This window comes from Leptolyngbya sp. AS-A5 (genome assembly GCF_039962495.1).
GTDB lineage: Bacteria > Cyanobacteriota > Cyanobacteriia > Leptolyngbyales > Leptolyngbyaceae > Leptolyngbya.
Genome location: NZ_JAMPLL010000004.1, coordinates 124,170 through 146,692, shown reverse-complemented (window position 1 = coordinate 146,692; position 22,523 = coordinate 124,170). Strand labels below are relative to the sequence as shown.

The following is a 22,523-nucleotide window of genomic DNA, read 5'->3' as shown; positions in this document are numbered from 1 at the left end:
GATTAATCTAAGCTCTCTTCTCTAAAGAAATAGCGTTGAATTAAAGTCGCTAACATAATGACGAGCGTAAGAATGAGTGTTAATGCAAGCGCATATCCCATGTCTAACCGATTGAAAGCGTATTGATAGATCAGAAGTACGATCGTTAATGTGGCGTTATCAGGGCCACCTGAGCCGTTTGAGAAGATATAAGATTGATCAAATAATTGGAAGGTTCCAATAATGCCGATCGTAATCACAAAAAACGTTACAGGCTTGAGAAACGGCAACGTAATACACCAAAATTTCTCCCAGGTTGTTGCACCATCGATCGAGGCTGCTTCATATAAACTCTCTGGAATATCTTGCAGTGCAGCCAAATAAATCACCATAAATAACGGTGCAGTTGCCCAGATATTCATCAACATAATTCCTTTGAGTGCAACTTGTGGATCACCAAGCCAATTATAAGTAGGCAAACCGACTGCATCTAGAAAATTATTTAACAACCCATTCGAGTTATAAATCCACATGAATATGAGTGTGAGAACGGCTGAAGAAGTCACAGTAGGTAAGAAGAATGCAACTCGAAACCAGCTTCGACCGCGAATTTTAGCATTAAGTAATAAAGCAAGAACGAGGGCTAGAATCGTTTGGGTTGGAACAACGAGCGCAACATATTGAACTGTATTCGCAAGCGCGATCCAAACTCGTTCATCATCTTGAATCCGAATAAAATTTCTCAATCCTGCAAAGCGAAAATCAACCTCACCGAGTAATTGAACTCGATAGAAGGAAAGCACGATCGCATAAATCACAGGCAATGCCAAAAATACACCCAAGATTACGATCGCAGGTGTCATAAAGGCATAACCTGATAACGCTTCTCTAGATTTTTGTTTCATTGTTATTTCGATAAATAGATTTCTCGATTTGCAGTATTTTGAGCGCGTTTCATTGCTTCGGGTAAAGGTTGCTGTCCGAGCATCGCACTGACAAATTGATTATCAAAACTGGTGACAATGGTTGGTAAAGTTTCGCCCGCTTGCCAGAGTGTTCCATACTTTGCACCTGCAACAAAGGGTGAATAAATCGGATTACGATCGTATTTCATTTCCGCTAACACCGATCGCCGCGATGGCAAGGTAACACCCTGTTTTGCCCAAGCTTTCATCCCAGATTCACTCGTTAAAAACTCAATTAATTTCCAGGCTGCTGCTTTCTGTTTCGATTGCCGATTCAGTACATAAGCAACGGTGTAAATCATCGTGCCTCGTCGATCGTTAATTTTCGGAACTTCTGTCGTTTGAAATTTCAGGTTTGGAAAGGTTTCTTTGAGATATGGAATTGCCCAATTTCCATCGAGCGTCATTGCTACTCGTCCCTGTCCGAATGCTTCACTATTTGAATTAGCACCGATATCAGTTGCTTGTGCGGCGGTGCGATCGCGTCGATATTGTTCAATCACAAGCCGTAGTCCTTGAAGTCCCTCTGGACTATCAAATGCGGCGTAGTCGGTTTGATCCACTAGCTTTCCGCCAAATGCCTTAATCATAAAGGTTTGACGCGGCAATTCAGAGACAATTCCCATGCCGTACTGATCGATTTTGCCGTCTTTGTTTTTGTCAATTGTTAGTTTCTTGGCTGCTTGCCTCAACTCATCCCAGGTTTTAGGAGGTTGGGCAATTCCTGCACTTTTCAAAGCAGTTTGATTATAGAAAAGTGCGAGCGTTGAAAAATCTTTTGGAATGCCGTAAACGCTGTTATTTCGTTTAAACGCGTTTAATAAGCTGGATTCAAAATCATTCAGTTTGAATTCTGACTTGATGTAGGAATTAAGCGGCTCTAAGACACCAGATTTAATTAAGGTTGGTGCTTCAAATGCTTCTAAATAAAATACATCAGGGGCAACTTCTCCAATTAAACGAGTTCTAATCACATCCATATACTGGCTATTGATGACTTCTCGTTTGACTTTGATGTTCGGATTTTTTGTCTCAAATTCTCGAATCACTTGATCGAGTAGTTTTCCTTCGTTTAGATTACTTTGCCAGCCACTTAGCGTGATTTCAACTGGTTTTGAATTAGAGTTCGATCGACACCCCACCGTAAAGAATAGTAAACTGATTGTGATCGCGCTTGGAATCAACTTTCTCATACACTAATCAGAGATTCGTAATTCTTTCATCCTAATCATGTCGCTGCGGTTTGCCCATTTGCTGAAATTTGTTTTTACGATCGCGATTTGCCTAAGTTTATTTGGATGTCAACCTGCTCAATCCTCTAATGTAATTCGATTAACGCTGTGGCAAGGGGTGAACCCGCCGCCGAATCGGGATGTTTTACAGAAGTTGGTCGATCGTTTCAATCAAGCTCACCCAAACATTCAAGTTGAGTCGCTCTACGTCGGACAAGGTGATCAGCAAATGCCCAAAATTCTGGCGGCAGTAGTCGGAAATGCTCCTCCAGATATGTTGTGGTATGCACCAATGATTACTGGGCAACTGGTGGAATTGGATGCGCTGAGGTCGATCGATGATTTTCTCGCGACTTCATCGGTTAAATCAGAACTCGATCCTGCTTTGCTCAATACGATGCAATATGAAGGAAAAACTTGGTCGATTCCTTTTGGTACGAACAATGTCGGTATTTATTATCGTCCGAGTCTGTTTGAAGCAGCAGGTGTGAAAAAACTTCCGCGAACTTGGACGGAATTTCGGCAAGTGGCGAAGCAGTTGACTCGCGATACAGATGGAGATGGAAAAGCAGACCAACATGGAATGCTTTTACCATTGGGCAAAGGAGAATGGACAGTCTTTACCTGGTTGCCGTTTATGTTTAGCGGGGCTGGAGAGTTGGGCAGTGCGACTGTAACTTATGGCAACGAAATCACCCCTGAAAAGGTTATTCCGAGTAGCGCTTCAGCCGGAGTGAATATTGCTAATTCAGGAGCGATCGCAGCTTTACAGTTCTGGCGCGATTTGATGCAAGACGGCTCTGCGATTCTGTCTCAACCCGAGCGCGGTTATGAACTCAATGGATTTTTAGCAGGTAAAGTCGCGATGCAGCTTTCAGGGCCTTGGACATTGGGACAATTGCAAGCGACCCAGGTTGATTTTGGGGTATTGCCAATTCCAAAGGGAACTCAAGCGGGAACAGCGATCGGCGGCGAAAATCTATTTCTATTCAAATCCACGCCAGAGCGAGAACGAGCGGCGTTTGAGTTTGCTGAATTCGTCATGAGTGAGGAATTTCAGACCGAATGGGCGATCGGCACAGGATACCTACCCACCAATCTAAAATCGCGAGAAAGTGAAGCTTACAAAGCCTTCCGAGCAACACAGCCTGCGGTCGATGTATTTCTCGGTCAAGCGCAATTTGGGCGATCGCGTCCGATTTTCCCAGGATACAACCGAATTTCGGATAACTTAGGACGAGCGATCGAGGCGGCATTGCTCGATCGCAATACACCAGAGGAAGCACTAAAAGCTGCGCAGCAAAGATTAGATTTAATCTTTAAATAACTTCAAAACTTCGAGGGTCTGTATTCAAAAAATCGAGCAGTTGATTAAGTTGAGTATCAAATGTTGAAGAACAATGTGTTTTCCCACCAAAGCTGAGATGTGTCTTGCTAGGATGAAATCAATGAACAGAGATAGTTCAAGCCATTAAAACCGCCAGCCAAGCTCTTTAATAGTGCTGGTTTATTAAAAATCAAGCCCAGATCGAGGATCGATCTGGGTTTATTGTTTGAACAGATCGAGCGGCAAATGCCCAAACGTTTCATTTACGCCATCCTCAAATGCAGACTGGCAAGAAATTAATACCCCCCGATGGTTTCCGCTGTAGGGTTCCATATGCGATCGACCCGTTAATGGATTGAATTTAATGTAGATAACCCCAGGAATCGATCGCGTTTCTGGTACATCATATTTCAGTGCACCCACATAGCTCGACAGTGCTTTCAAGCCCTCCTCAGCCGTTTCTGCACAGATTCCTAGAATTTGATAATCAGATAAATCTGCCACAATTAAGACCGCTTCTCGAATCGCTGCATAATCCAGCGGTTCAGAAGATCGTTCAGTACAGATAAATTGCCGCAAAATAGTTTCAGCTTCCGATCGCGTCATGAATTTCGGTTTGAAGTCTACGATCGAACTAGTTTACCGCTTAAAGTAGTAGTACATATTCTCTACTAAACCTATGGCTGCTGATCCTGTTGTTTCCAGTGTGTTAGAGATTCGCGAGAAGCTATTACAAACGCTGCGGAGTATGCTGCGTCCGGGGCAGCGAGAAATCGCCGATTGGCAAGGCGGGCGATTGGCGGTGTCGGCGGTTCCGGGGGCGGGGAAATCGACCGGAATGGCAGTTGCGGCAGCAGTCGCGATCGCGCAATACCAACTCCACAGCCGCCGTCAGTTAGTCGTCGTCACCTTCACGCGATCGGCAGCCGCAAACATTAAAGCCAAAATTCGTGAGTATCTGAAAAAATTAAGCCTTCCTCAAGGTGGGTTTGTGGTTCACACGCTGCATGGATTAGCTTGGTCGATCGCCAGAAGCGCTCCGGAGCGATCGGGCTTTAATCCCGATTCAATTTTAATCACACCCACACAAGGAAATCGACTGATCCGCACCAGTGTAGAACAATGGTTAGGACTGAATCCGCATCTCTACCAGCGCTTGTTAGAAGGGCAACAATTCGACGGGGAAGAAACCGAGCGGTTACGAAGACAAGCTGTATTGCGAACCGAAGTGTTGCCTGCACTGGCAGAAACGGTAATTCGAGAAGCGAAAAGCTCAGGGTTGTTACCGGAAGATTTACGTAGTCAGATTGCATCCGATGACTATTCGATCTTGTCAATCGCTGCAGGACTGTATGAACAATACCAACTGCAACTTCAAAGCAGGAGCTTCATTGACTATGACGAGATGGTTTTAGGTGCGCTACGAGTGCTAGAACATCCGGGAATTAGAGCGCGTTGGCAATCTCAAGTGTTTGCTGTGTTTGAAGATGAAGCACAAGATTCAAGCCCCCTACAAACGCGATTATTAGAACTATTAGCAATCGATCCAGAACAGTTGCACAATCAAAACCTAGTGCGGGTCGGTGATCCGAATCAAGCCATTAATTCAACATTCACGCCTGCTGATCCGGTGTTCTTTCGAGAATTTTGTCAGACTTGCGCGATCGAAAATCGGCTTGCTGAAATGAATCAAGCAGGTCGCAGTAGTCGGATCATTCTCGAAGCTGCAAATTTTGTATTGAACTGGGTGAATCGAACTTACGGAAACGAAGACGCTGCACCGTTCCGATCGCAGATGATCCACCCAGTTTCTAACAATGACCCGCAAGCCGATGCAAACCCCAGTCCTGAAGGCTTAGGCTTTGAGATTCACACGCCCGAAGATGTTCATCAAGCGGTGGAATGGATCGGCAAAAGAGCGATCGCATTGTTCAATCATTATCCAGAGCGCTCGGCGGCAGTGTTAGTTCGCACCAACGAGCAAGGAAAATTTGTAGCACGAGAACTAGCGCGATGGTTCGCTGACAAGCTTTCAGTCGTTGAAGTGGGAATGCGCGATCGACAGTCTCACATCCCCGCAGAGATGTTATCACTGTTGCAATTCCTTGATCGACCTCATTCTCCGGACAATCTTAAAGCTGCACTCTCTGTCTTTGTCAATCGTCGCATCATTCCGAATCAAGATTTAAATGCTCTGATCACTTTTCCGGAACAGTTTCTTTATCCTGCTCCGCTTGATCCACCACAAGATCCACAAGTTCAACAAGCAAGCCGTTTCTGTACAAGCCTACTCAGAGCAAGATTAGAGCTTCCACTCTATCAATTGATCTCATTTCTCGCTTATACCTTGAACTATGAGCAAACAGAGCTTGCAACTGCTGACAAACTTGCAGAACGCGTCATGCAGCAAACCCGCGAGAACTCACTTACAGCAATGCTAGAAGTGTTAAGCGACGTTGTCAGTTCAGAGCGATTTGAACCTGTCGAAGCAGAAGACGACGATCGCTATGTTCGTCCCAGCCAGCTAACCGTGATCACAATGCACAAAGCAAAGGGTCTCGATTGGGACTATGTTTTCATTCCGTTTTTGCATGAAAACATGATTCCCGGATCGCTCTACATTCCGCCTGCAATGCAGTTTCTTGGCGACTTTACTTTATCTGAGGTCGCAAGAGCGCAAATTAGGGCGATCGTGCATCATGAACCGATTCCGACCAATGACGAAGCTTGGGAACGAGCCGGATCGCTCAAGACTGCTGAAGAGTTTCGATTGTTGTATGTTGCAATGACTCGCGCAAAACGATTGTTATGGATGTCTGCGGCAAAACAAGCTCCCTTTAGCTGGAACAAGCCGGAGAATTTGGACGATCGCAAACCTTGCCCAGTGATTCCTGCATTGAAGCAACAGTTTCCACTGTCGGTAATCGGAGAGTCTGATGAAGACGATGTAGAGTTCTAGAGCGATCGCAGTGCTACTCAGACAACCATCCGAACAATGTTTGAACTGTTAATTGAATGTTGCTTGCAAACGATGGTACAGGCAAAAGCTGCTCTGGAACATCAAAAAATCGGATTGTACGATCGGCAAAATAAACAAACACAACTTTCTCATCGGGATCAATCAGCCAACCCATCTGCGTTTGATGATCAATACAGTGCAGAATGTTTTTGATCACTTTCGTTGGGCTTTGATCTGGAGAAAGAATCTCGATCGTCCAGTCTGGAGCAATTTGAAAGGTATTTGCGACCTCACCATTTGCATCGCGAGGAATTCGATCCCAAGTGAACACACTGACATCTGGAACAATCGATCGTCCACCGAACGTACAACGCAATTCAGGATAAGCCCTGGCAACTCGATCAGGTCTCAGAATACCGTCAACTTTACCTATCAAGTCTCGCTGAACTGTGCTGTGCTTTCCTTGTGGCATGGGCTTCTGGATAATTTGACCGTCAATATACTCGCTTGCTGGCTTCGTTTCTGGAAGCTTTAAAAATTCTTCTAGCGTTAGAGATTTAGCAGGAGTCTGAACCATAGCTGCCACCTTTTAACTATCTAAGACTTTCATTTTATTATGTCGATCGAGTTCTTCTCACCAGCGAAAGTAATAGCCAGATAAAAATCTACGATAGGGATCAGGTGACCCCCATCGTAGATGACTTAATTCAAGATGCCATCTTTTTTCGCCATCGTAGTCATCAAATCAATCACTCGATTCGAGTAACCCCATTCGTTGTCGTACCAAGACACAATTTTAAAGAAGTTGGAATTCAGTTCGATACCTGCACCTGCATCAAAAATGCTCGATCGACGATCGCCCTGAAAATCAGTCGAAACCACTTCCTCATCGGTATAGCCTAGAACCCCCTTCAGCGTTGTTTCTGAGGCTTCTTTCATCGCTTCACAGATTTCTTTGTAGCTCGTTGGCTTTTCGGTTTTGAAGGTTAGATCGACAACGGAAACATCGGGAGTCGGCACACGAAATGCCATTCCAGTCAGCTTTCCTTTCAGTTCCGGCAGCACCAGCGTCACCGCTTTAGCAGCTCCGGTTGCAGCAGGAATAATGTTTTGAGCAGCTCCGCGTCCACCGCGCCAGTCTTTTTTACTTGGGCCATCCACAGTCGGTTGAGTTGCCGTCATTGCATGAACGGTGGTCATTAACCCTTCGACTAAGCCGAAGCGATCGTTTAACACTTTCGCCACTGGCGCTAAACAATTGGTAGTGCAGCTTGCATTCGAGACGATCGTATCTTTTTCAGGATCGAAAGAATCGTGATTCACGCCCATCAGCAGCGTTTTCACGCGCTCTGGATCTTTCGTCGGAGCGGAGATAATCACCCGCTTTGCACCGGCTTTTACATGGTTAGAAGCACTTTCAAAATCGGTAAACAATCCGGTCGATTCGACCACGTAATCTGCTTCAAGATTGCCCCAGGGTAAATCTGCTGGATTCCGCATCGCAAAACAAGGAATAAACTTGCCGTTTACCGCAATGCCATCAGGCTTCGCTTCGATCGTGCCCGGATATACCCCATGCGTCGAATCGTACTTGAGAAGATACGCCAAATTATCGGGCGGAACAAGATCATTGATGCCAACGATTTCAATGTTGGCATCGTCGAGCGCAGCGCGAAACACTAAGCGACCAATCCGACCGAAACCATTGATCCCTATTTTCACAGTAGCCATTGGAAGAACTCCAAAAACAAAGAATAAAGCGTGAGAGGAGAGTCACACTTCAAAATTTTTAGTACCTCATCACGCTATCGCATCTATCCGATGAACCGCATAGACATAATCTTTTGATCACTGTTGAGGCAAAATGTTATCGAATACTCACTTTACGATCGTAAAAATTTCAACACATAAGTTCCAAATTTTTTAAGAATTTAAGCTATATCAATAAGAGAACAATCTAAGAACAGGATTATGTCACGCACTAAACCTTATCAACCTTCACTGCTGCGCTTTCTGCACGGAGTCAATGCACTGTTGGTGATTGCGGCATTGATCAGCGGGTATTGGGTGTATGACACATTTGATGGACGCTTTGGAAAGGTCCCCTTACCCAGAATCAATCCGATCATTGACTACCACGGCACGATCGGACTGACGTTTTTTCTATTTGCACCGTTATTTGTGATTTATAGTCTTTGGTGCGGTCGAAAGAAATTAGTTCAAAAAGACTCGATCGCACAATTGTCGAACATTGGAAAGCCAATTTGGTGGATTAGTCTACAACGGCTAACAAATACAGTAATGTTACTTGCGATCGTATTTGCTGCAATTAGCGGAAAACTAATGGATGAAACTTGGTTGCCCACAGGTGAACTGCATCATTTGGCTTATTCCTTACATCTCGCTGCTTGGGCAACGATGCTTGTCTGTTTAGCACTGCATCTATTGATGAGCGCTAAAGTCGGAGGTGTGCCGCTTTTGTTATCGATGAGCAGCTTTAAGGTGCGATCGGACGACCACCCAAAATTGTGGATTCAACAACTCCGAAATCGAGTTTAATAGCTTAGGCTGCTATGTATTGAGTAGGCATCGATCTATGAGTTTTACGATTCAGAATGTTTTGATTGCAGAGGGTGAGGGGTATAAAACAGTCGATGTGCAAATCCAAGATGATCGCATTGTTGCGATCGCGCCTAACTTAGCGGTGATTGGAACTGCGATCGATGGCACGAATCAGCTTTTACTGCCTGGATTTGTGAATGCTCATACCCACTCCTCGGAAATGTGGCAGCGTGGATTGATTCCGCCTGTGCCGCTCGAACTCTGGATCGCAGAACTCTACGAAACTACACCTCTCGACCCGGAGCAAGCTTATCTCAGTGCAGTGGGTACTGCGATCGAAACTCTCATGACTGGTGGAACGAGTGTTGTCGATCATTTGGTGCTGATTCCAGGAAAAGAAATCGAAACCATTGCTGCGGTCGATCGAGGTTATCGGGAAGTGGGCATCCGAGCCTTCATCGCGCCGCTGATTCAGGATGAGGCTTTGAGCGCAGGCATTCCGACTGGTGGTGATGAAGTAAGACATAGCAACTTTGAACAACCGACTCAGGCAGTGCTTGAACTTCTTCAAGCAGCAATTTACCAGTTTCATCGTCCGGATCAAGGAATTGAAGTTGTCGCTGCGCCGACTGGAATTCAGCTTTGTTCGGATACGTTGTTTGAAGGCTGTATTGAACTCAGCGATCGATACAACCTGAGTCGCCATGCTCATCTACTCGAAACCAAAGCCCAAAAGATGCTGGCTGAAGAAAAGTATGGGTGTAGTGCTGTTCAACATCTTAAAGAGATTGGATTTTTGAGTGAGAAAACTTCCCTAGCACATTGTGTTTGGCTCGATGACCAAGATATTGAGATCATGGCAGAAACGCGATCGACCGTGGTTCACAATCCATTGAGCAACTTACGCTTAGGAAGTGGGATCGCTCCAATTCTGAAGTACCGTCAAGCAGGAGTGAATGTTACATTTGGGTGTGATGGTGCTGCAAGTAATGATTCTCAAGATTTACTCGAAGCGATTAAAATTGGGTCAATTTTGCATTCAGTCACAGACTTTGATTACCATCACTGGATTACTCCTCGACAATCTGTGGAAATGGCATCACTAGGCGGTGCAACAGGCTTGGATCGTGCAGATCAATTTGGATCTTTGACGGTTGGCAAGAAAGCAGATTTGGTAATGTACGACCTGAAATCGTTGTCCTTGTTACCGCGAACTGATCCGATCGGCTTACTGATTCTCGGTCGCCCTGTAAATGTTGTAAGTTATGCTTGGGTGAATGGTCGGCAAGTCATTTCTGATCATGCAATCTGCAATGTGAATGTGAACGAATTGAGAGAAAAACTGTTTGATCGTAGTGAATGGACAACACAACGCAAATCGATCTCTGTTGCAGAAACTGAAGTGCGATATCGATCGGTGATGAGACTACCGGGATCAACGATCGGCTATTCCTGATCTTCGTTTCGCTGCCGCTTGAGAAACTCGGTGCGGAACGATCGTGTGTCATTGATAACCCTGTTGAATTGTTCCTGTAATTCCCGATTACGCTGAATCTAAGCTTTAACGGTTGCCTGAGGGGCAATTTGATTGCGTTGATCGGCGTTGTTCATTTTGTCCCATTCTTTCGATGAGCGAATCATAGCAACTTCGGTTAAGATCTTTGATTCAAGCGCTGATGTGCTTGTAAACCCCTAACTCCCTATCCTGATCCTATGGCAACTCCAGCAATTGACCTCGCGAATCGGCTCGATCGCTATTACGAAGAAGTGCGATCGATTATCTTGAGTCGTCAGAACCCAATTTCTGGACTGCTTCCCGCCAGTACCGCCGTGAACGCTCACGGAGACTACACCGATGCTTGGGTGCGGGACAATGTGTATAGCATTCTGGCAGTTTGGGGATTGGCATTAGCTTATCGAAAACTTGATGACGATCGTGGACGCACCTATGAGCTAGAACATAGCGTCGTCAAGTTGATGCGCGGATTGTTGTTTTCGATGATGCAGCAAGCGCAAAAGGTTGAGAAGTTCAAACATAATCAGAATCCGTTAGATGCCCTCCATGCAAAATATGACACTGCAACCGGATCAACGGTAGTCGGTGACGATGAATGGGGACATTTGCAGCTAGATGCAACTTCAGTATTTCTATTGATGTTGGCGCAGATGACCACTTCGGGATTGTCCATTGTTTACACCTGTGATGAAGTGAACTTTGTGCAAAACCTGGTGTACTACATTGGTCGGACTTATCGCACGCCTGACTATGGAATTTGGGAGCGCGGTAACAAGATCAATCACGGCAATCCCGAACTGAATGGCAGCTCTGTCGGCATGGCAAAAGCGGCACTCGAAGCGATGAATGGGCTGAATCTGTTTGGAACACAGGGCGGACAGAGTTCAGTGATTCATGTGCTGCCGGATGAGATTGCTCGCTGTCGGACAACGCTAGAATCATTGCTGCCACGCGAATCAAGCTCTAAAGAAGTCGATGCTGCATTGCTCAGCGCGATCGGGTTTCCTGCGTTTGCAGTTGAGGATATCGAACTAGTCGATCGCACCCGCGATAAGATCATCGATCTGCTGCAAGGTCGCTATGGCTGTAAGCGCTTCTTGCGCGACGGACATCAAACCGTGATCGAAGACACCACACGATTGCACTATGAGCCGTTTGAACTGAAGCAGTTTGAACATGTTGAGTGTGAATGGCCCTTATTCTTTACCTATCTTGCGTTAGATGGCATTTTTCGGGGCGATCGCATTCAGGCACAAGACTATCTCGATCGTTTAGATGCGCTGACGGTCGAGCGGGATGGAGTGAAATTATTGCCTGAACTATTCATTGTGCCGGAGAGCGCGATCGCAGCCGAAAAAGCGAATCCTCATAGTCAAACTCGCATTCCCAATGAAAACATTCCCCTGGTTTGGGCACAGAGTTTGTACATGCTAGCGAAAATGCTGCATGAAGGATTGATTTCCGTTGGAGATATTGATCCCTGTGGGCGCTATTTACGTCGAGGACAACGCCGAAAAGCAACGATTCAGATTGCACTGTTAGCAGAGGATGAAACGTTACAGGCTAAACTTGCAGCTAACAATGTGACCACACAAACGCTCGAACAAGTGGAACCAATTCAAGTCCGTCATGCACGCGAATTGGCTGCTGCTTATACCCAGGTGGGACGCAACGAAAAATTGGCGCTGACCGGACGACCGCAGCGACGAATGCGGAGTCTCACCACTGCACGGGTGTATCGCATTCAAGGAGAAACGATCGTAGTCCTGCCTTCGTTTCTTGAGCCGGAACGGTTTTATCTGACGTTGGACTATCACTTTTTAGTATCAAACATCAAAAGCGATTTAGCCTACATTCATCGACATTGGCAACAAGTGGGTCGCCCGATCGTCACCTTGTGGCTAACGCACGAAATGTATGAACTCGGTCGAGAAGCATTGTTAGATTTGGTGCAAGAACTCCAAGCGGGGCGATGCGGAGACATTCCGGTTCAGTTGGGTCAGCTTAAACAGTTTGTCAGAACAGCAGGAACTGAGCGGATTGATTGGCTGCATGGCTTTCAGTTTGAATCAAAATCAGTCGCTGAAGTGGGTGTGTCTCGCTATTTCCTGGCATTTGAACCCGATCGTACCCATCCATTGAGCATTGCGCAGGAATTCAAACTAGAGTATGAAACTGATGTTCAAGTGCTGTTGGAGAGCTTACGATCGTCACAGAACCTTTATGAGCAAGTTGAACTACTAGGGACATTGGCGCGGCTAGAAGGACTGAACTTTGAAACCGGATTTGCGGGGGCACAGTCATCAGTGACAGTTCGAGACTTGCTGAATGAACTATACACGAAAGCAAGCAAGGGGGATTCTACGAGATCGCCGTATTGGAGCATCTTACGGCGCTGTGCAGGATTACTCGATAAGATTGATGTGGGCTTGTCGGATGCTGTCACAGATATCTTAGTGAGACAGAAGCAGATTGCGATCGGACGTGCCTACAGCGAAGACTCATTGATTATGCAGCCGCTACCACACACGGAGGTCTTAGAAAAGATTCGTGAGTTCTGCCGCGAAGATATCCGCGATCGGGTACTGACTCAGGAAGTAATTATCTATCTCAGCTTATTGATCAAAGCAGAACCGAAACTATTCCAGGGATTGTTAACCTTACGAGTCGGCTATCTAATTTTGTTGATTACAACCGATTTGGCGCAAGAGTTAGAACTGACTCAGGATGAAGCTTACGAGAAACTGATGAGCTTAAGTCCGTTTGAAATTAAAACTCGACTGCGTGAGATTGTGGTCGGTTATGCCGATCTAAACAAAGCGCTGCTGAAACAAGAATCACTCAAAGTGAAATTGCCTAACAGCGCGATCGATTGGGTGATTCTGGTTGATAAAACCGAAATCGAACCCAGTGCCCAAAACTGGTGGCGTAAACGTCAAGTGGATGGGGCACTCAATCGCGTTCCCAAAGACTTCTATCCAAGCGTATGGAAGCTGCTACATCACTGCCAAGGGTTAGTTATCGGAGACAAACTAGAACGGCGGAATCGGCTTGAGAGTGAATTTCTCACGACCGAAATGACCGCAGGTGAGAAAAACTTTGCACTAAAAATCGAACATCTGCTCAACAAAATTCAAGCTCCCGAATATCGTCAGGCGAATGTTGAAGCTTTGATGGAACTTTCAGCGATCGCACAACGTAACCCAGAGTTCAAAGTCGAAGAATACATTGTGATGGATGTTCTAATTGGTCACGCGGTGCGGTTGGCATGGCTTGATCGACATCCAGAGCATCGCGATCGCTATGATGAATATAAAAGCTCAGCTTGGCGATCGTTCTATGAGACTTCACCTTACGATTGTGCAAGTTCAGTGGCAAAAGCAATGCAGTTCTTGACGCAGTTGGGGGGCGAATTTTCATGACGCAGGCAAAGCGGCGGTTTGGAACTTTTGAGGAATACCTTAACTATGACGACGGAACTGATACTCGCTATGAGTTAGTAAACGGAGAATTAGTAGTAATGGCTCCGGAGAATCCACTCAACGTTGTGATTGTAAGCTTTCTTTTTGCCAGGCTTTTAGAAATGAGGATTCCCTCTTATCGGTTAGCAATCGGGCATCAGATTGCAACCCGTTCTACCAAGGTAACAGCGCAACAACCTGACTTAATTGTTCATACCGAAGAATCTGCCGCTGCAATTCTTGCTGGAGGAAATGTGTTGAGACCTGAAATGCCGCCTCCTTTGCTCGTGGTCGAGGTTGTTTCAAGCAGCGATCAGCAATCTAGAGAGCGCGATTACGTTGATAAGCGCAAAGAGTACGCTGAGCGCGGTATTTCTGAATATTGGCTGATTGATCCAGCGCAATCCATAATTACAGTGCTGCAACTTGAGAACGATCGTTATCGGGAAGTAGGGAAGTTCAAACATACTGATACGATCGTTTCTCCCGCATTCTCAACCCTGCAATTGACTGCTGAGCAAACTCTCAAAGCCGGACGTTAGCTCAGCAGCAGTTCTATTTGTGTTTTGTACTATTTGTGTTTGTACTATTTGTGTTTGTACAAAGACGCTAGAAGTTGAGGACGCAATTGTTTTGCCCAAAGCTCAAAGTTAAAGGATGGGCTATTCGGAGAATTTTCTGTACCCGATTTAGTGGCACGATCGTTCGATTGATCCAGAGTCTTTGTCATAATCAGAAGCTCCAGGAGGTTAGCTACAGGCGCGATCGTACTCACTGTTTTCTGAAAGCGGGTTAAGCTCTGGTCAAGAAGTCGTAAAGATTGTGCGTTCTTGCCTCGATCGCCATTCCCCGTTTGAATGGAAGGTAACGTTATTTTTTCTGTGAATGGACTTTACCCTGATCGTTTCTAACTTTCTGAATCCGCCTGTGTTGTTCTTTTTTCTAGGAATGCTGGCGGTTTTGGTGAAATCGGATCTTGATATTCCCGCACCCATTCCGAAGTTGTTTTCGCTGTATTTGCTACTGTCGATCGGGTTTAAAGGTGGCGTAGAGCTGGCGCGGAGCGGGATTAGCCAAGCGGTTATCGTGACGTTGAGCGCTGCGATCGTAATGGCGATTGCTGTTCCAATCTATACGTTTTTCATTTTGCGATCGCGCTTAGATCCCTATAATTCAGCAGCGCTCGCGGCGACTTACGGATCAATCAGTGCGGTGACGTTTATTACGGCTGGATCATTTCTCGATCAGCTTCAGATTGCTTATAACGGTTACATGGTCGCAGCATTGGCGCTCATGGAGTCACCTGCGATCATTATTGGGTTAATTTTGGTGAATGTGTTTACCGATCGTGCTAGTGATGAGCCGATTCAATGGTCGGAAGTGCTGCGAGAAGCATTTTTTAACGGTTCGGTGTTTCTGTTGGTGGGGAGTGTAGCGATCGGTTTTATCACTGGAGAGCATGGCTGGCAGACGTTGAAACCGTTTACGCAAGATATGTTTTACGGAGTGCTGACCTTCTTCCTGCTAGATATGGGACTGGTCGCGGCAAAGCGAATTCAAGAACTACAGAAAACTGGGGCGTTTTTGGTGTCGTTTGGGGTGTTGATTCCGATGCTAAATGCGACGATCGCCATCTTTCTCGCAAAAGTAATCGCGCTGTCTTCGGGTGATGCACTTTTGTTTGCGGTTCTATGTGCAAGTGCGTCTTATATTGCAGTTCCCGCAGCAATGCGTTTAACGGTTCCAGAAGCTAATCCTAGCTTTTATATTTCTGCCGCGCTTGCGGTTACGTTCCCATTCAATATTTTGATCGGAATTCCATTGTACGAATACGGAATTACTCTTCTTTGGTAAAGTTATGCACGCTGTTAAACGGATTGAAATTATTTCAGATTCGATCGAACTTCCAAAAATTCTCACTAGCCTGAAGCAATCCGAAATTGATCGCTATACTGTGTTCCGCAATCTTGAAAGTAGCGGGGTTTCTGGAAGCGACGAAATGATTGAAATGGCGTATATTATTGCGTTTTGTGCGCCAGAACAGTTGAAGGATGCGATCGAGAAAATCCGCCCAATTCTCAACCGATTTGGCGGATCGTGCTATATCTCGGACGCGATGGAGGTGCGATCGTTGAATTGTACTGCGTTGATTTAGTGGAACTTTGGCATAAGTTTTTCGCTTCGTTTTGGACAGCTTCAACCCCCTAAATCCCCCATGAATGGGGTACCTTGAAGTAATATGCAACCCTGAAACTGTGTTAACACTCTTGAGAAGAACATAAATGAAAATTGATGACAAGTCTGCTTCCAAAGCTGATCAGATTTCTTCTCAAAGTCCCCCACTTGTGGGGGATTTAGGGGGCAAGAACTAACTAAAACGGAGCAAATCCGTTCTATCGATCGCCCTTCTCTAAGCCTCTCCCGATTCCAGAACGACTTCTCTCACCTTTAGATTCAACGGCACTTTCAACGCCGATCGCTGCTGCAAACTCATCTGATATCGCCCTAATGCTGTCAGTGAAAAATGCTGCTGATACAGGTGATACTTCAGATAAAAATGTCCTGGAAATCCTGTGCCCGTGAAGTAGTCTTCATTCCACGCGCCATCTTTCTGAGTCTCAATCAGATAAGCGATTCCTTTGTCGATCGCGTCCCACTCATAATCCCCAGTGGCATCTCCCGCCGCCAACAATCCAATCACTGCCCAAGCGGTTTGAGATGCGGTACTGTCGCCTTTTCCTTTGAGCGCTGGATCTTTGTAGCTTTCGCAAGTTTCACCCCAGCCACCATCAGGATTTTGCGATCGCACAAGCCAAGTCGCTCCCCGTCGAATGCTGGTTCGATGTGACTTCGGAGCCGCCTTCGACAATGCCACTAAAACGCCACTCGTTCCGTAAATGTAATTCACACCCCAGCGCCCAAACCAAGAGCCGTCCGCTTCCTGTTCGCGCATCAAGTACGCTAAAGCACGATCGATTCTTTCCAGTGTTAAAGTTGCACAACGTTTGGCATCTCCGGTTTGAAGCTGCCCGAACATCTCTAAAACACGAGCCGTCACATCCGCAGTATTCGGATCAATCATGGCTTTAAGATCCCCGTAAGGCATCGCGTTTAGCCAGTCTTGATCGTTATCGAGATCAAACGCTGCCCAGCCTCCGGGCTTACACTGCATCGTGCTAATCCAATTCACACACCGAACGATTGCTTGTTGCTTCAAAGCTTCATCCGGCATCTGAAGCAGATCCAGCGCCATCACGATGACTGCCGAATCATCAACATCCGGGTAAAAGCGATTCTCGAACTCAAACGCCCACGCTCCGGGTTTTCCTTCGGTGTTTTTAACCGCCCAATCTCCGTAGCTGAGAATCTGTTTGTCTAAAAGCCATTCACCCGCTCTTACCAATGCCGGATCAGACGGAGACACACCCGATTCAACCAGCGATCGAATCACTAATCCCGTATCCCAAACCGGAGACACACAAGGCTGAATCCGATAACTATTCTCTTCTTCGATCGCGAAATTGTCGATCGCCTTTAATCCCCGTGCCACAAACGGATCGTTCGCGTTGTACCCTAAACAGCGCAATGCAAGCAGCGAATTGATCATCGCGGGAATAATCCCACCCCAATCTCCAGTAGCTTCTTGGCGTTCAAGAATCCATTTTTCTGCCGCTTTGATGCCTTCCTCGCGTAGCGGCATGAAATTCAATTCTTCAGCAAACTTGAACGCCCGATCGAGATCCAAAAATAAGTCTGTCCAATCCGATTTTCTCGGCAACTCATACACCGCATTATGTACCCCTTCGGCGTAGAGTTCATCGAGCGTAATGGCTGGATCGGTAATGAAAACGGGCTTGCGATCGAACGCGACCAACAACGGAACGGTACTGCCTCGCGCCCAACTCGACATCTCATAAATGCTGAAGGTATGTCCTGAAAAAAGCGGCTCTGTGCCAAACGGATTCGGGATTTCCACTTTCAGCGAGGGTAAAAACATAATCCAAGGCGGCAGCGAAGGAATACCGCGCCAATCAAAACACCCAATCAGCGCCAAATGAAACTTGGTAAAAATCCGCGTTTTGGTAATCCCGCCTCGCGCCAGGATAAATCCTTTAGCTCTGACCAATGCCGAATCAGCCGCCGCAACCCCAAGCAGCCGTAGCGCCATGTACGCTTCAACCGTTGTACTCAGATCGCCGCCATCGTTGTAATACAATTCCCAACCGCCATGATCACGCTGCTGCGATCGTAAATAGTCCTCGGCTTTGTGCAATGGTCGTGCTTGATCGGTTCCCCAAATCTTGTGCAGCAAAATGGTCTCAGCCGTGATCGTCACATTCGATTCAAGCTCTGCCCACCAGTATCCTTCTGGCTTTTGCAGCGATAAAAGATACTGCTGACTTGCTTCAATTGCGGTTAAGAGCGATCGTTCCTGCATGCCAAATTCTCCTCACACCCAAACATTACCAACCTCTACGGCTATGCTGCCATTCTGCGCTCGCTTCGCTATTTTTATTTTGGGGCAAATCCTCACGCGCATGAAGAATATCCCACAATTTATAAGCGGCTGCACCTTTGATCGCAACCACTTCGTTTTTGTCGCCACCTGTTAGGAAAATTGATCCTGAGAGTTCATCATTTTCAGCATTAAGTTTCCACTTTACTTTTACGATGTACTGGGTGTTCACAGTGATGTTTTCATCAACGCGAATGAAAGCCATTGCGATCGCTCCCCGTGTAATTAAAGCATTTATCGTGATTGTGACATGAGCGAAATCATTCTTGGGCTGTCGATCGTAAGTTTATTAATTTGGATCTATTTGCTAGGATTCCGGGGGCAGTTTTGGCGAATGGATCAACGCTTGCCGGATGGAGAGCTAGAAAGTGCTTCGGTTTGCGTCGTAATTCCAGCCCGAAATGAAGCGGATTTGCTGCCGATTACTTTGCGATCGTTGCTCACACAATCCTATTCCGGTTCGCTCCAAATCATTCTAGTAGACGATCACAGCACCGACGGAACTGCAGAAGTCGCCAAGGAAACAGCCGAATCGCTCGGAAAAGCCGCTCAGCTACAGATTCTCTCAGCGCAACCCCTACCCGCAGGTTGGACAGGAAAACTGTGGGCGTTGGAACAGGGCATTCAAAAAGGCTTGGAGTTGCAGCCGGATTATTTTTTGTTGACGGACGCAGATATTGAGCATGATCAGAACAATCTGCGAGATCTGGTGAGTCATGCGATCGCAGACGATCGCGAGTTAGTATCGCTCATGGTGCGATTACGCTGTGTGAGTTTTTGGGAGAAGTTACTGATTCCAGCGTTTGTGTTCTTTTTTGCTAAGCTATATCCGTTTCGTTGGGCAAATGATCCGGGTCGATCGTTAGCGGCTGCGGCAGGTGGATGTAGTCTCATTCGACGGGGGGCATTAATTCGAATTGGCGGTGTCGCGGCAATTCGGCAAGCGTTAATTGATGATTGTGCATTAGCGGATGCGATTAAATCGACGGGTTCTAAAAGAATCTGGCTCGGATTGACTCCAACGACAATCAGTTTACGTCCCTACGATTCACTCGGTACGATCTGGAACATGGTTTCTCGTACTGCTTATACTCAGCTAAATTATTCTCCTCTGCTATTAACGGGTGCAGTATTCGGAATGTTTATTGTTTATCTCTCTCCCGTGATTGGAATATTAACCGGAAATCCAATTAGCTTATTAACTTACGCACTAATGACTCTGGCTTACTTTCCAATCGTGCAGTTTTATCGCTGTTCATTTTGGTATGCGTTTTGCTTACCTGCGATCGCATTTCTCTATCTACTCATGACGATCGATTCTGCCGTCAAACATTGGCAAGGACAGGGCGGTGCATGGAAAGGGCGCACGTACTAGAGATTTGCGATCGCTTCGAGTTCGCTACGGCTGAGAATTTGAGCGTGACGAACATAAGCGGTTCCGCGATCGCTCCAGATAAAATGCAGATAATATGGCTGAGTTCCTGATTTCTCAACTTGATACACTCGCATTCCTACATCTTCATTGATATCTTTCTCAGTCACTTGATAGCCCTGATCTTGTAGCTGCTTCTCTAGCGTTTTCGATATCATTCTCCCCTGTGTTTCAGCAATTTCCCAGCATCCTTCGCGCCCATTACAGCCCGGAGTTGCACCATCGAGCTGTAAAGCGTCTTTAGGCGAGGGGGACGGCGTTGGAGTCGGAGAAGTCGTTGGCGTTGGAGAGGGTGATACAACTGGAGAGGGTGACGCAACTGGAGAGGGGGTCGGAGTCGCAACGATAGGAGTCGAGACACTTGGCTTGGGTTGAGAAAGAGTTGCAGGAGGTTCAACTACACGAGGCTTCACCAACAGTTGCGGAGTAGGCTTGGGAGAAGCCTTTGCTTTGGGAGTCGGCGGCGTTGTTGCTTTGGAAGAAGGATTGGGCACATTGGCAACCCTGACCGTTTTAGGATTTTGCCGCTCTACGATCGCATCTTGGGAAGGAACTGGAACAATAAACATCAGTCCATGTAACCCAAGGGCGATCGGAACCATATGCCAAACATTGATTCTCGAAGACAGCAGCATGGTAATTGAAAATATTGTGCAACAAGCAAGATTTTGATTACCTTACCACAGATTACCGAAGTGAACAAAGTGCCCAAAGCTCAAGTCCGTTTTTTCAACAAAACTCATTGGCTTAAATTGAAATGCAACCCTCTTCTTCCCAGATTCGGTCTGTTCTCGCGTTCTCGATCTCGCTTATGTGCGCCTTGCTCATTCACAACCCGATGAATGCAACTGAACTAAATCCCGCTGTGTTTGTCGATATTCGATCGATCAACCCCCGGATCGGGCTCGATATTCGTTACGCCACCACTAACAATTTTGTCAAACGGAAGCTTTATCCCCAAGCGAGATGTATTCTACGCGCTTCGGTTGCACAACAGTTATCGCAAGTGCAAACAAACTTAGAAAAAGAAGGGCTTGGACTGAAAGTATACGATTGTTACCGCCCGTTATCCGTCCAGAAGCGCCTGTGGGAGATTGTCCCCGACGAGCGCTATGTCGCCAATCCCGCTAAAGGATCACGGCATAATCGAGGAGCGGCGGTTGATCTCACACTGGTCGATCGCACTGGAAAAGAACTTCCCATGCCGACTCAATTTGATGATTTCACAGAACGCGCTAGCCGGAGTTACACTGATTTACCCGCACCAGTTCTGAAAAATCGACAACTGCTAGAAAATGCAATGGTGAGAGCAGGTTTTATCCCGCTCTCGACCGAATGGTGGCACTTTGACGGCAAGGGCTGGCAAAACTTCTCAGTTCGAGATGTGCCGTTTGGCGCAATTGCCTCACCCCCGCTCAATAATTCCGCCCCCAAGTAGCACCTCTCCGTCATACCAAACGGCGGCTTGTCCGGGTGTGATACTAAACTGCGGCTCATCAAACACAATCCGCACCCGATTATCTTCGATCGGAATCACTGTTGCAGGAGTCGCTGTCGATCGATACCGAATCTGTACATCGGCTTTGATCGGTGTGGTCGGTTGCGTGATCGACACCCAGTTAATCCGTCCCACCGTACATTCGGGGTTCTGCGCTTCTGATCGCTCACCCACAATCACCCGATTGCGAACCGCATCTAAACCAATCACATAAAGCGGCTCTGTGTGAGCGATTCCTAACCCTTTACGCTGCCCGATCGTATAGTGATGCACGCCCTCATGCTGACCGAGAACTTTACCAGCGCGATCAACAATTTCGCCTTTGTGCGGCGTGATGTATTTATCAAGAAACGCTTGCATTGAACCGTTCGCTTCGACTAAACACAGATCTTGGCTTTCGGGCTTGTCTGCGGTGTGCAATCCAAACGCAGCAGCAATTTGGCGGGTTTCAGTTTTGTGTTTTTCACCGAGCGGAAAGAGCACCCGCGACAGAACTTCTTGATCCAGGTCATACAAGAAATAGGATTGATCTTTGGATCGATCGATCGCTCTCAACAGTTGATACCGCCCATTTTCAACCCGAATGCGGGCATAGTGACCCGTGGCGATTTTATCAATCCCCAACGTTTCCCGCGCATAGTTCAGCATCGGGGTAAACTTCACCGCTTTATTGCACTGCGAACAAGGCAACGGCGTAATTCCTTCTCCGTAGCCTGTCACCAGGTAATCGATAATATTTTCCTGAAATACATCACGGCTATCGACAATGTGATGTGGAATGTCCAACTCCTCACAAAGTTTAGCCGCATCGATCATGCCTTCAGAGCAGCACTGACCCTTCCCTTTCATCAACCAAAGGGTCAAGCCCACGACTTCATAGCCTTGATCATGCAACGTGGCAGCCGCAACCGAACTATCGACTCCCCCAGAGAGTCCTACCACAACTTTGTTCATCGGAGTTTCGCAATCTAAAATCCCTTCTAGGCTAACATTTTGCCGCAAAATCGGTGTAGAACTGGCTTGTTTTGACTGTAACAACGGTCGTGGCAATAGCCTTTATCCCCCGACTTTTCAGC

General features: G+C 46.6%; 20 protein-coding genes. 10 read left to right on the top strand and 10 right to left on the bottom strand.

Features of this window, described 5'->3' with window-relative positions:
* Positions 1–2 precede the first annotated feature (2 nt).
* Positions 3–884, bottom strand: a complete 882-nt coding sequence (locus NC980_RS07530) for a sugar ABC transporter permease (protein WP_190378301.1) — start codon at positions 882–884, stop codon at positions 3–5.
* Between the two features lie 2 nt (positions 885–886).
* Entirely contained in the window at positions 887–2,137 is a 1,251-nt protein-coding gene (locus tag NC980_RS07525; RefSeq protein WP_190378300.1) for an ABC transporter substrate-binding protein, read from the bottom strand.
* A gap of 37 nt (positions 2,138–2,174) precedes the next feature.
* Between NC980_RS07525 and NC980_RS07520 the strand changes: the two genes are divergently transcribed.
* Entirely contained in the window at positions 2,175–3,503 is a 1,329-nt protein-coding gene (locus tag NC980_RS07520) for an ABC transporter substrate-binding protein (protein ID WP_190378299.1), read from the top strand.
* Between the two features lie 219 nt (positions 3,504–3,722).
* On the opposite strand, the gene NC980_RS07515 is transcribed toward NC980_RS07520, so the two are convergent.
* Positions 3,723–4,109 (bottom strand): DUF1824 family protein, encoded by a 387-nt coding sequence (locus tag NC980_RS07515; protein ID WP_190378298.1) that lies wholly within the window; start codon positions 4,107–4,109, stop codon positions 3,723–3,725.
* A 73-nt stretch (positions 4,110–4,182) separates the two neighbouring features.
* Here NC980_RS07515 and NC980_RS07510 point away from each other — a divergent pair, with 73 nt between their 5' ends.
* A complete protein-coding gene (locus NC980_RS07510) occupies positions 4,183–6,462 on the top strand; it encodes an ATP-dependent helicase (RefSeq protein WP_190378297.1) in 2,280 nt (759 codons plus the stop codon).
* Between the two features lie 13 nt (positions 6,463–6,475).
* Here NC980_RS07510 and NC980_RS07505 read toward each other — a convergent pair whose 3' ends face one another.
* Both NC980_RS07505 and gap read right to left on the bottom strand, forming a co-directional pair.
* Positions 6,476–7,039 (bottom strand): Uma2 family endonuclease, encoded by a 564-nt coding sequence (locus NC980_RS07505; protein ID WP_190378296.1) that lies wholly within the window; start codon positions 7,037–7,039, stop codon positions 6,476–6,478.
* A 125-nt stretch (positions 7,040–7,164) separates the two neighbouring features.
* Positions 7,165–8,193 (bottom strand): type I glyceraldehyde-3-phosphate dehydrogenase, encoded by a 1,029-nt coding sequence (gap, locus tag NC980_RS07500; protein ID WP_190378295.1) that lies wholly within the window; start codon positions 8,191–8,193, stop codon positions 7,165–7,167.
* Between the two features lie 240 nt (positions 8,194–8,433).
* Here gap and NC980_RS07495 point away from each other — a divergent pair, with 240 nt between their 5' ends.
* From NC980_RS07495 to NC980_RS07480, 4 genes are all read left to right on the top strand, one after another.
* On the top strand, positions 8,434–9,021 hold the full coding sequence (locus NC980_RS07495; protein WP_190378294.1) for a cytochrome b/b6 domain-containing protein: 588 nt from the start codon (positions 8,434–8,436) through the stop codon (positions 9,019–9,021).
* Between the two features lie 37 nt (positions 9,022–9,058).
* Entirely contained in the window at positions 9,059–10,480 is a 1,422-nt protein-coding gene (locus NC980_RS07490; RefSeq protein ID WP_190378293.1) for an amidohydrolase, read from the top strand.
* A 257-nt stretch (positions 10,481–10,737) separates the two neighbouring features.
* Positions 10,738–13,962: a glycoside hydrolase family 15 protein gene (locus NC980_RS07485; RefSeq protein WP_190378292.1), complete on the top strand. Its 3,225-nt coding sequence runs from the start codon at positions 10,738–10,740 to the stop codon at positions 13,960–13,962.
* Positions 13,959–14,543: a Uma2 family endonuclease gene (locus NC980_RS07480; RefSeq protein WP_190378291.1), complete on the top strand. Its 585-nt coding sequence runs from the start codon at positions 13,959–13,961 to the stop codon at positions 14,541–14,543. Before NC980_RS07485 ends, NC980_RS07480 begins: the two co-directional genes overlap by 4 nt.
* Positions 14,544–14,587: 44 nt before the next feature.
* Here NC980_RS07480 and NC980_RS07475 read toward each other — a convergent pair whose 3' ends face one another.
* On the bottom strand, positions 14,588–14,731 hold the full coding sequence (locus NC980_RS07475) for a hypothetical protein (RefSeq protein ID WP_190378290.1): 144 nt from the start codon (positions 14,729–14,731) through the stop codon (positions 14,588–14,590).
* Between the two features lie 155 nt (positions 14,732–14,886).
* On the opposite strand from NC980_RS07475, the gene NC980_RS07470 reads away from it, so the two are divergent.
* Positions 14,887–15,855: a sodium-dependent bicarbonate transport family permease gene (locus NC980_RS07470; RefSeq protein WP_190378289.1), complete on the top strand. Its 969-nt coding sequence runs from the start codon at positions 14,887–14,889 to the stop codon at positions 15,853–15,855.
* 4 nt (positions 15,856–15,859) lie between these two features.
* Positions 15,860–16,156, top strand: coding sequence for a P-II family nitrogen regulator (locus NC980_RS07465; RefSeq protein ID WP_190378288.1), 297 nt, complete (start codon positions 15,860–15,862; stop codon positions 16,154–16,156).
* Positions 16,157–16,411: 255 nt separating this feature from the next.
* Here NC980_RS07465 and shc read toward each other — a convergent pair whose 3' ends face one another.
* Complete coding sequence (gene shc / locus NC980_RS07460; RefSeq protein ID WP_190378287.1) at positions 16,412–18,439, bottom strand: squalene--hopene cyclase; 2,028 nt, start codon at positions 18,437–18,439, stop codon at positions 16,412–16,414.
* Between the two features lie 25 nt (positions 18,440–18,464).
* Positions 18,465–18,722: a hypothetical protein gene (locus NC980_RS07455; RefSeq protein ID WP_190378286.1), complete on the bottom strand. Its 258-nt coding sequence runs from the start codon at positions 18,720–18,722 to the stop codon at positions 18,465–18,467.
* Positions 18,723–18,767: 45 nt separating this feature from the next.
* Between NC980_RS07455 and NC980_RS07450 the strand changes: the two genes are divergently transcribed.
* Entirely contained in the window at positions 18,768–19,892 is a 1,125-nt protein-coding gene (locus NC980_RS07450) for a glycosyltransferase (protein WP_190378285.1), read from the top strand.
* On the opposite strand, the gene NC980_RS07445 is transcribed toward NC980_RS07450, so the two are convergent.
* The gene (locus NC980_RS07445) at positions 19,889–20,584 is read right to left on the bottom strand and encodes a hypothetical protein (protein ID WP_190378284.1); all 696 of its coding nucleotides are present in this window, start codon (positions 20,582–20,584) and stop codon (positions 19,889–19,891) included. The two genes, NC980_RS07450 and NC980_RS07445, sit on opposite strands and share 4 nt — an antisense overlap.
* A gap of 176 nt (positions 20,585–20,760) precedes the next feature.
* Here NC980_RS07445 and NC980_RS07440 point away from each other — a divergent pair, with 176 nt between their 5' ends.
* Entirely contained in the window at positions 20,761–21,387 is a 627-nt protein-coding gene (locus NC980_RS07440; RefSeq protein ID WP_348253914.1) for a M15 family metallopeptidase, read from the top strand.
* Here NC980_RS07440 and mnmA read toward each other — a convergent pair.
* On the bottom strand, positions 21,355–22,401 hold the full coding sequence (gene mnmA, locus NC980_RS07435; protein ID WP_190378439.1) for a tRNA 2-thiouridine(34) synthase MnmA: 1,047 nt from the start codon (positions 22,399–22,401) through the stop codon (positions 21,355–21,357). The two genes, NC980_RS07440 and mnmA, sit on opposite strands and share 33 nt — an antisense overlap.
* Between the last annotated feature and the right edge of the window lie 122 nt (positions 22,402–22,523).

Excerpts from the sequence above, each read along its gene's own strand:
- shc (WP_190378287.1), bottom strand. The coding sequence starts at position 18,439 with ATGCAGGAACGATCGCTCTTAACCGCAATTGAAGCAAGTCAGCAGTAT.
- mnmA (WP_190378439.1), bottom strand. The coding sequence starts at position 22,401 with ATGAACAAAGTTGTGGTAGGACTCTCTGGGGGAGTCGATAGTTCGGTT.
- NC980_RS07485 (WP_190378292.1), top strand. The coding sequence starts at position 10,738 with ATGGCAACTCCAGCAATTGACCTCGCGAATCGGCTCGATCGCTATTAC.
- NC980_RS07470 (WP_190378289.1), top strand. The coding sequence starts at position 14,887 with ATGGACTTTACCCTGATCGTTTCTAACTTTCTGAATCCGCCTGTGTTG.
- NC980_RS07465 (WP_190378288.1), top strand. The coding sequence starts at position 15,860 with ATGCACGCTGTTAAACGGATTGAAATTATTTCAGATTCGATCGAACTT.
- NC980_RS07450 (WP_190378285.1), top strand. The coding sequence starts at position 18,768 with ATGAGCGAAATCATTCTTGGGCTGTCGATCGTAAGTTTATTAATTTGG.
- NC980_RS07475 (WP_190378290.1), bottom strand. The coding sequence starts at position 14,731 with ATGACAAAGACTCTGGATCAATCGAACGATCGTGCCACTAAATCGGGT.
- NC980_RS07530 (WP_190378301.1), bottom strand. The coding sequence starts at position 884 with ATGAAACAAAAATCTAGAGAAGCGTTATCAGGTTATGCCTTTATGACA.
- NC980_RS07505 (WP_190378296.1), bottom strand. The coding sequence starts at position 7,039 with ATGGTTCAGACTCCTGCTAAATCTCTAACGCTAGAAGAATTTTTAAAG.
- NC980_RS07445 (WP_190378284.1), bottom strand. The coding sequence starts at position 20,584 with ATGCTGCTGTCTTCGAGAATCAATGTTTGGCATATGGTTCCGATCGCC.
- NC980_RS07490 (WP_190378293.1), top strand. The coding sequence starts at position 9,059 with ATGAGTTTTACGATTCAGAATGTTTTGATTGCAGAGGGTGAGGGGTAT.
- gap (WP_190378295.1), bottom strand. The coding sequence starts at position 8,193 with ATGGCTACTGTGAAAATAGGGATCAATGGTTTCGGTCGGATTGGTCGC.
- NC980_RS07520 (WP_190378299.1), top strand. The coding sequence starts at position 2,175 with ATGTCGCTGCGGTTTGCCCATTTGCTGAAATTTGTTTTTACGATCGCG.
- NC980_RS07455 (WP_190378286.1), bottom strand. The coding sequence starts at position 18,722 with ATGGCTTTCATTCGCGTTGATGAAAACATCACTGTGAACACCCAGTAC.
- NC980_RS07440 (WP_348253914.1), top strand. The coding sequence starts at position 20,761 with ATGTGCGCCTTGCTCATTCACAACCCGATGAATGCAACTGAACTAAAT.
- NC980_RS07480 (WP_190378291.1), top strand. The coding sequence starts at position 13,959 with ATGACGCAGGCAAAGCGGCGGTTTGGAACTTTTGAGGAATACCTTAAC.
- NC980_RS07495 (WP_190378294.1), top strand. The coding sequence starts at position 8,434 with ATGTCACGCACTAAACCTTATCAACCTTCACTGCTGCGCTTTCTGCAC.
- NC980_RS07510 (WP_190378297.1), top strand. The coding sequence starts at position 4,183 with ATGGCTGCTGATCCTGTTGTTTCCAGTGTGTTAGAGATTCGCGAGAAG.
- NC980_RS07515 (WP_190378298.1), bottom strand. The coding sequence starts at position 4,109 with ATGACGCGATCGGAAGCTGAAACTATTTTGCGGCAATTTATCTGTACT.
- NC980_RS07525 (WP_190378300.1), bottom strand. The coding sequence starts at position 2,137 with ATGAGAAAGTTGATTCCAAGCGCGATCACAATCAGTTTACTATTCTTT.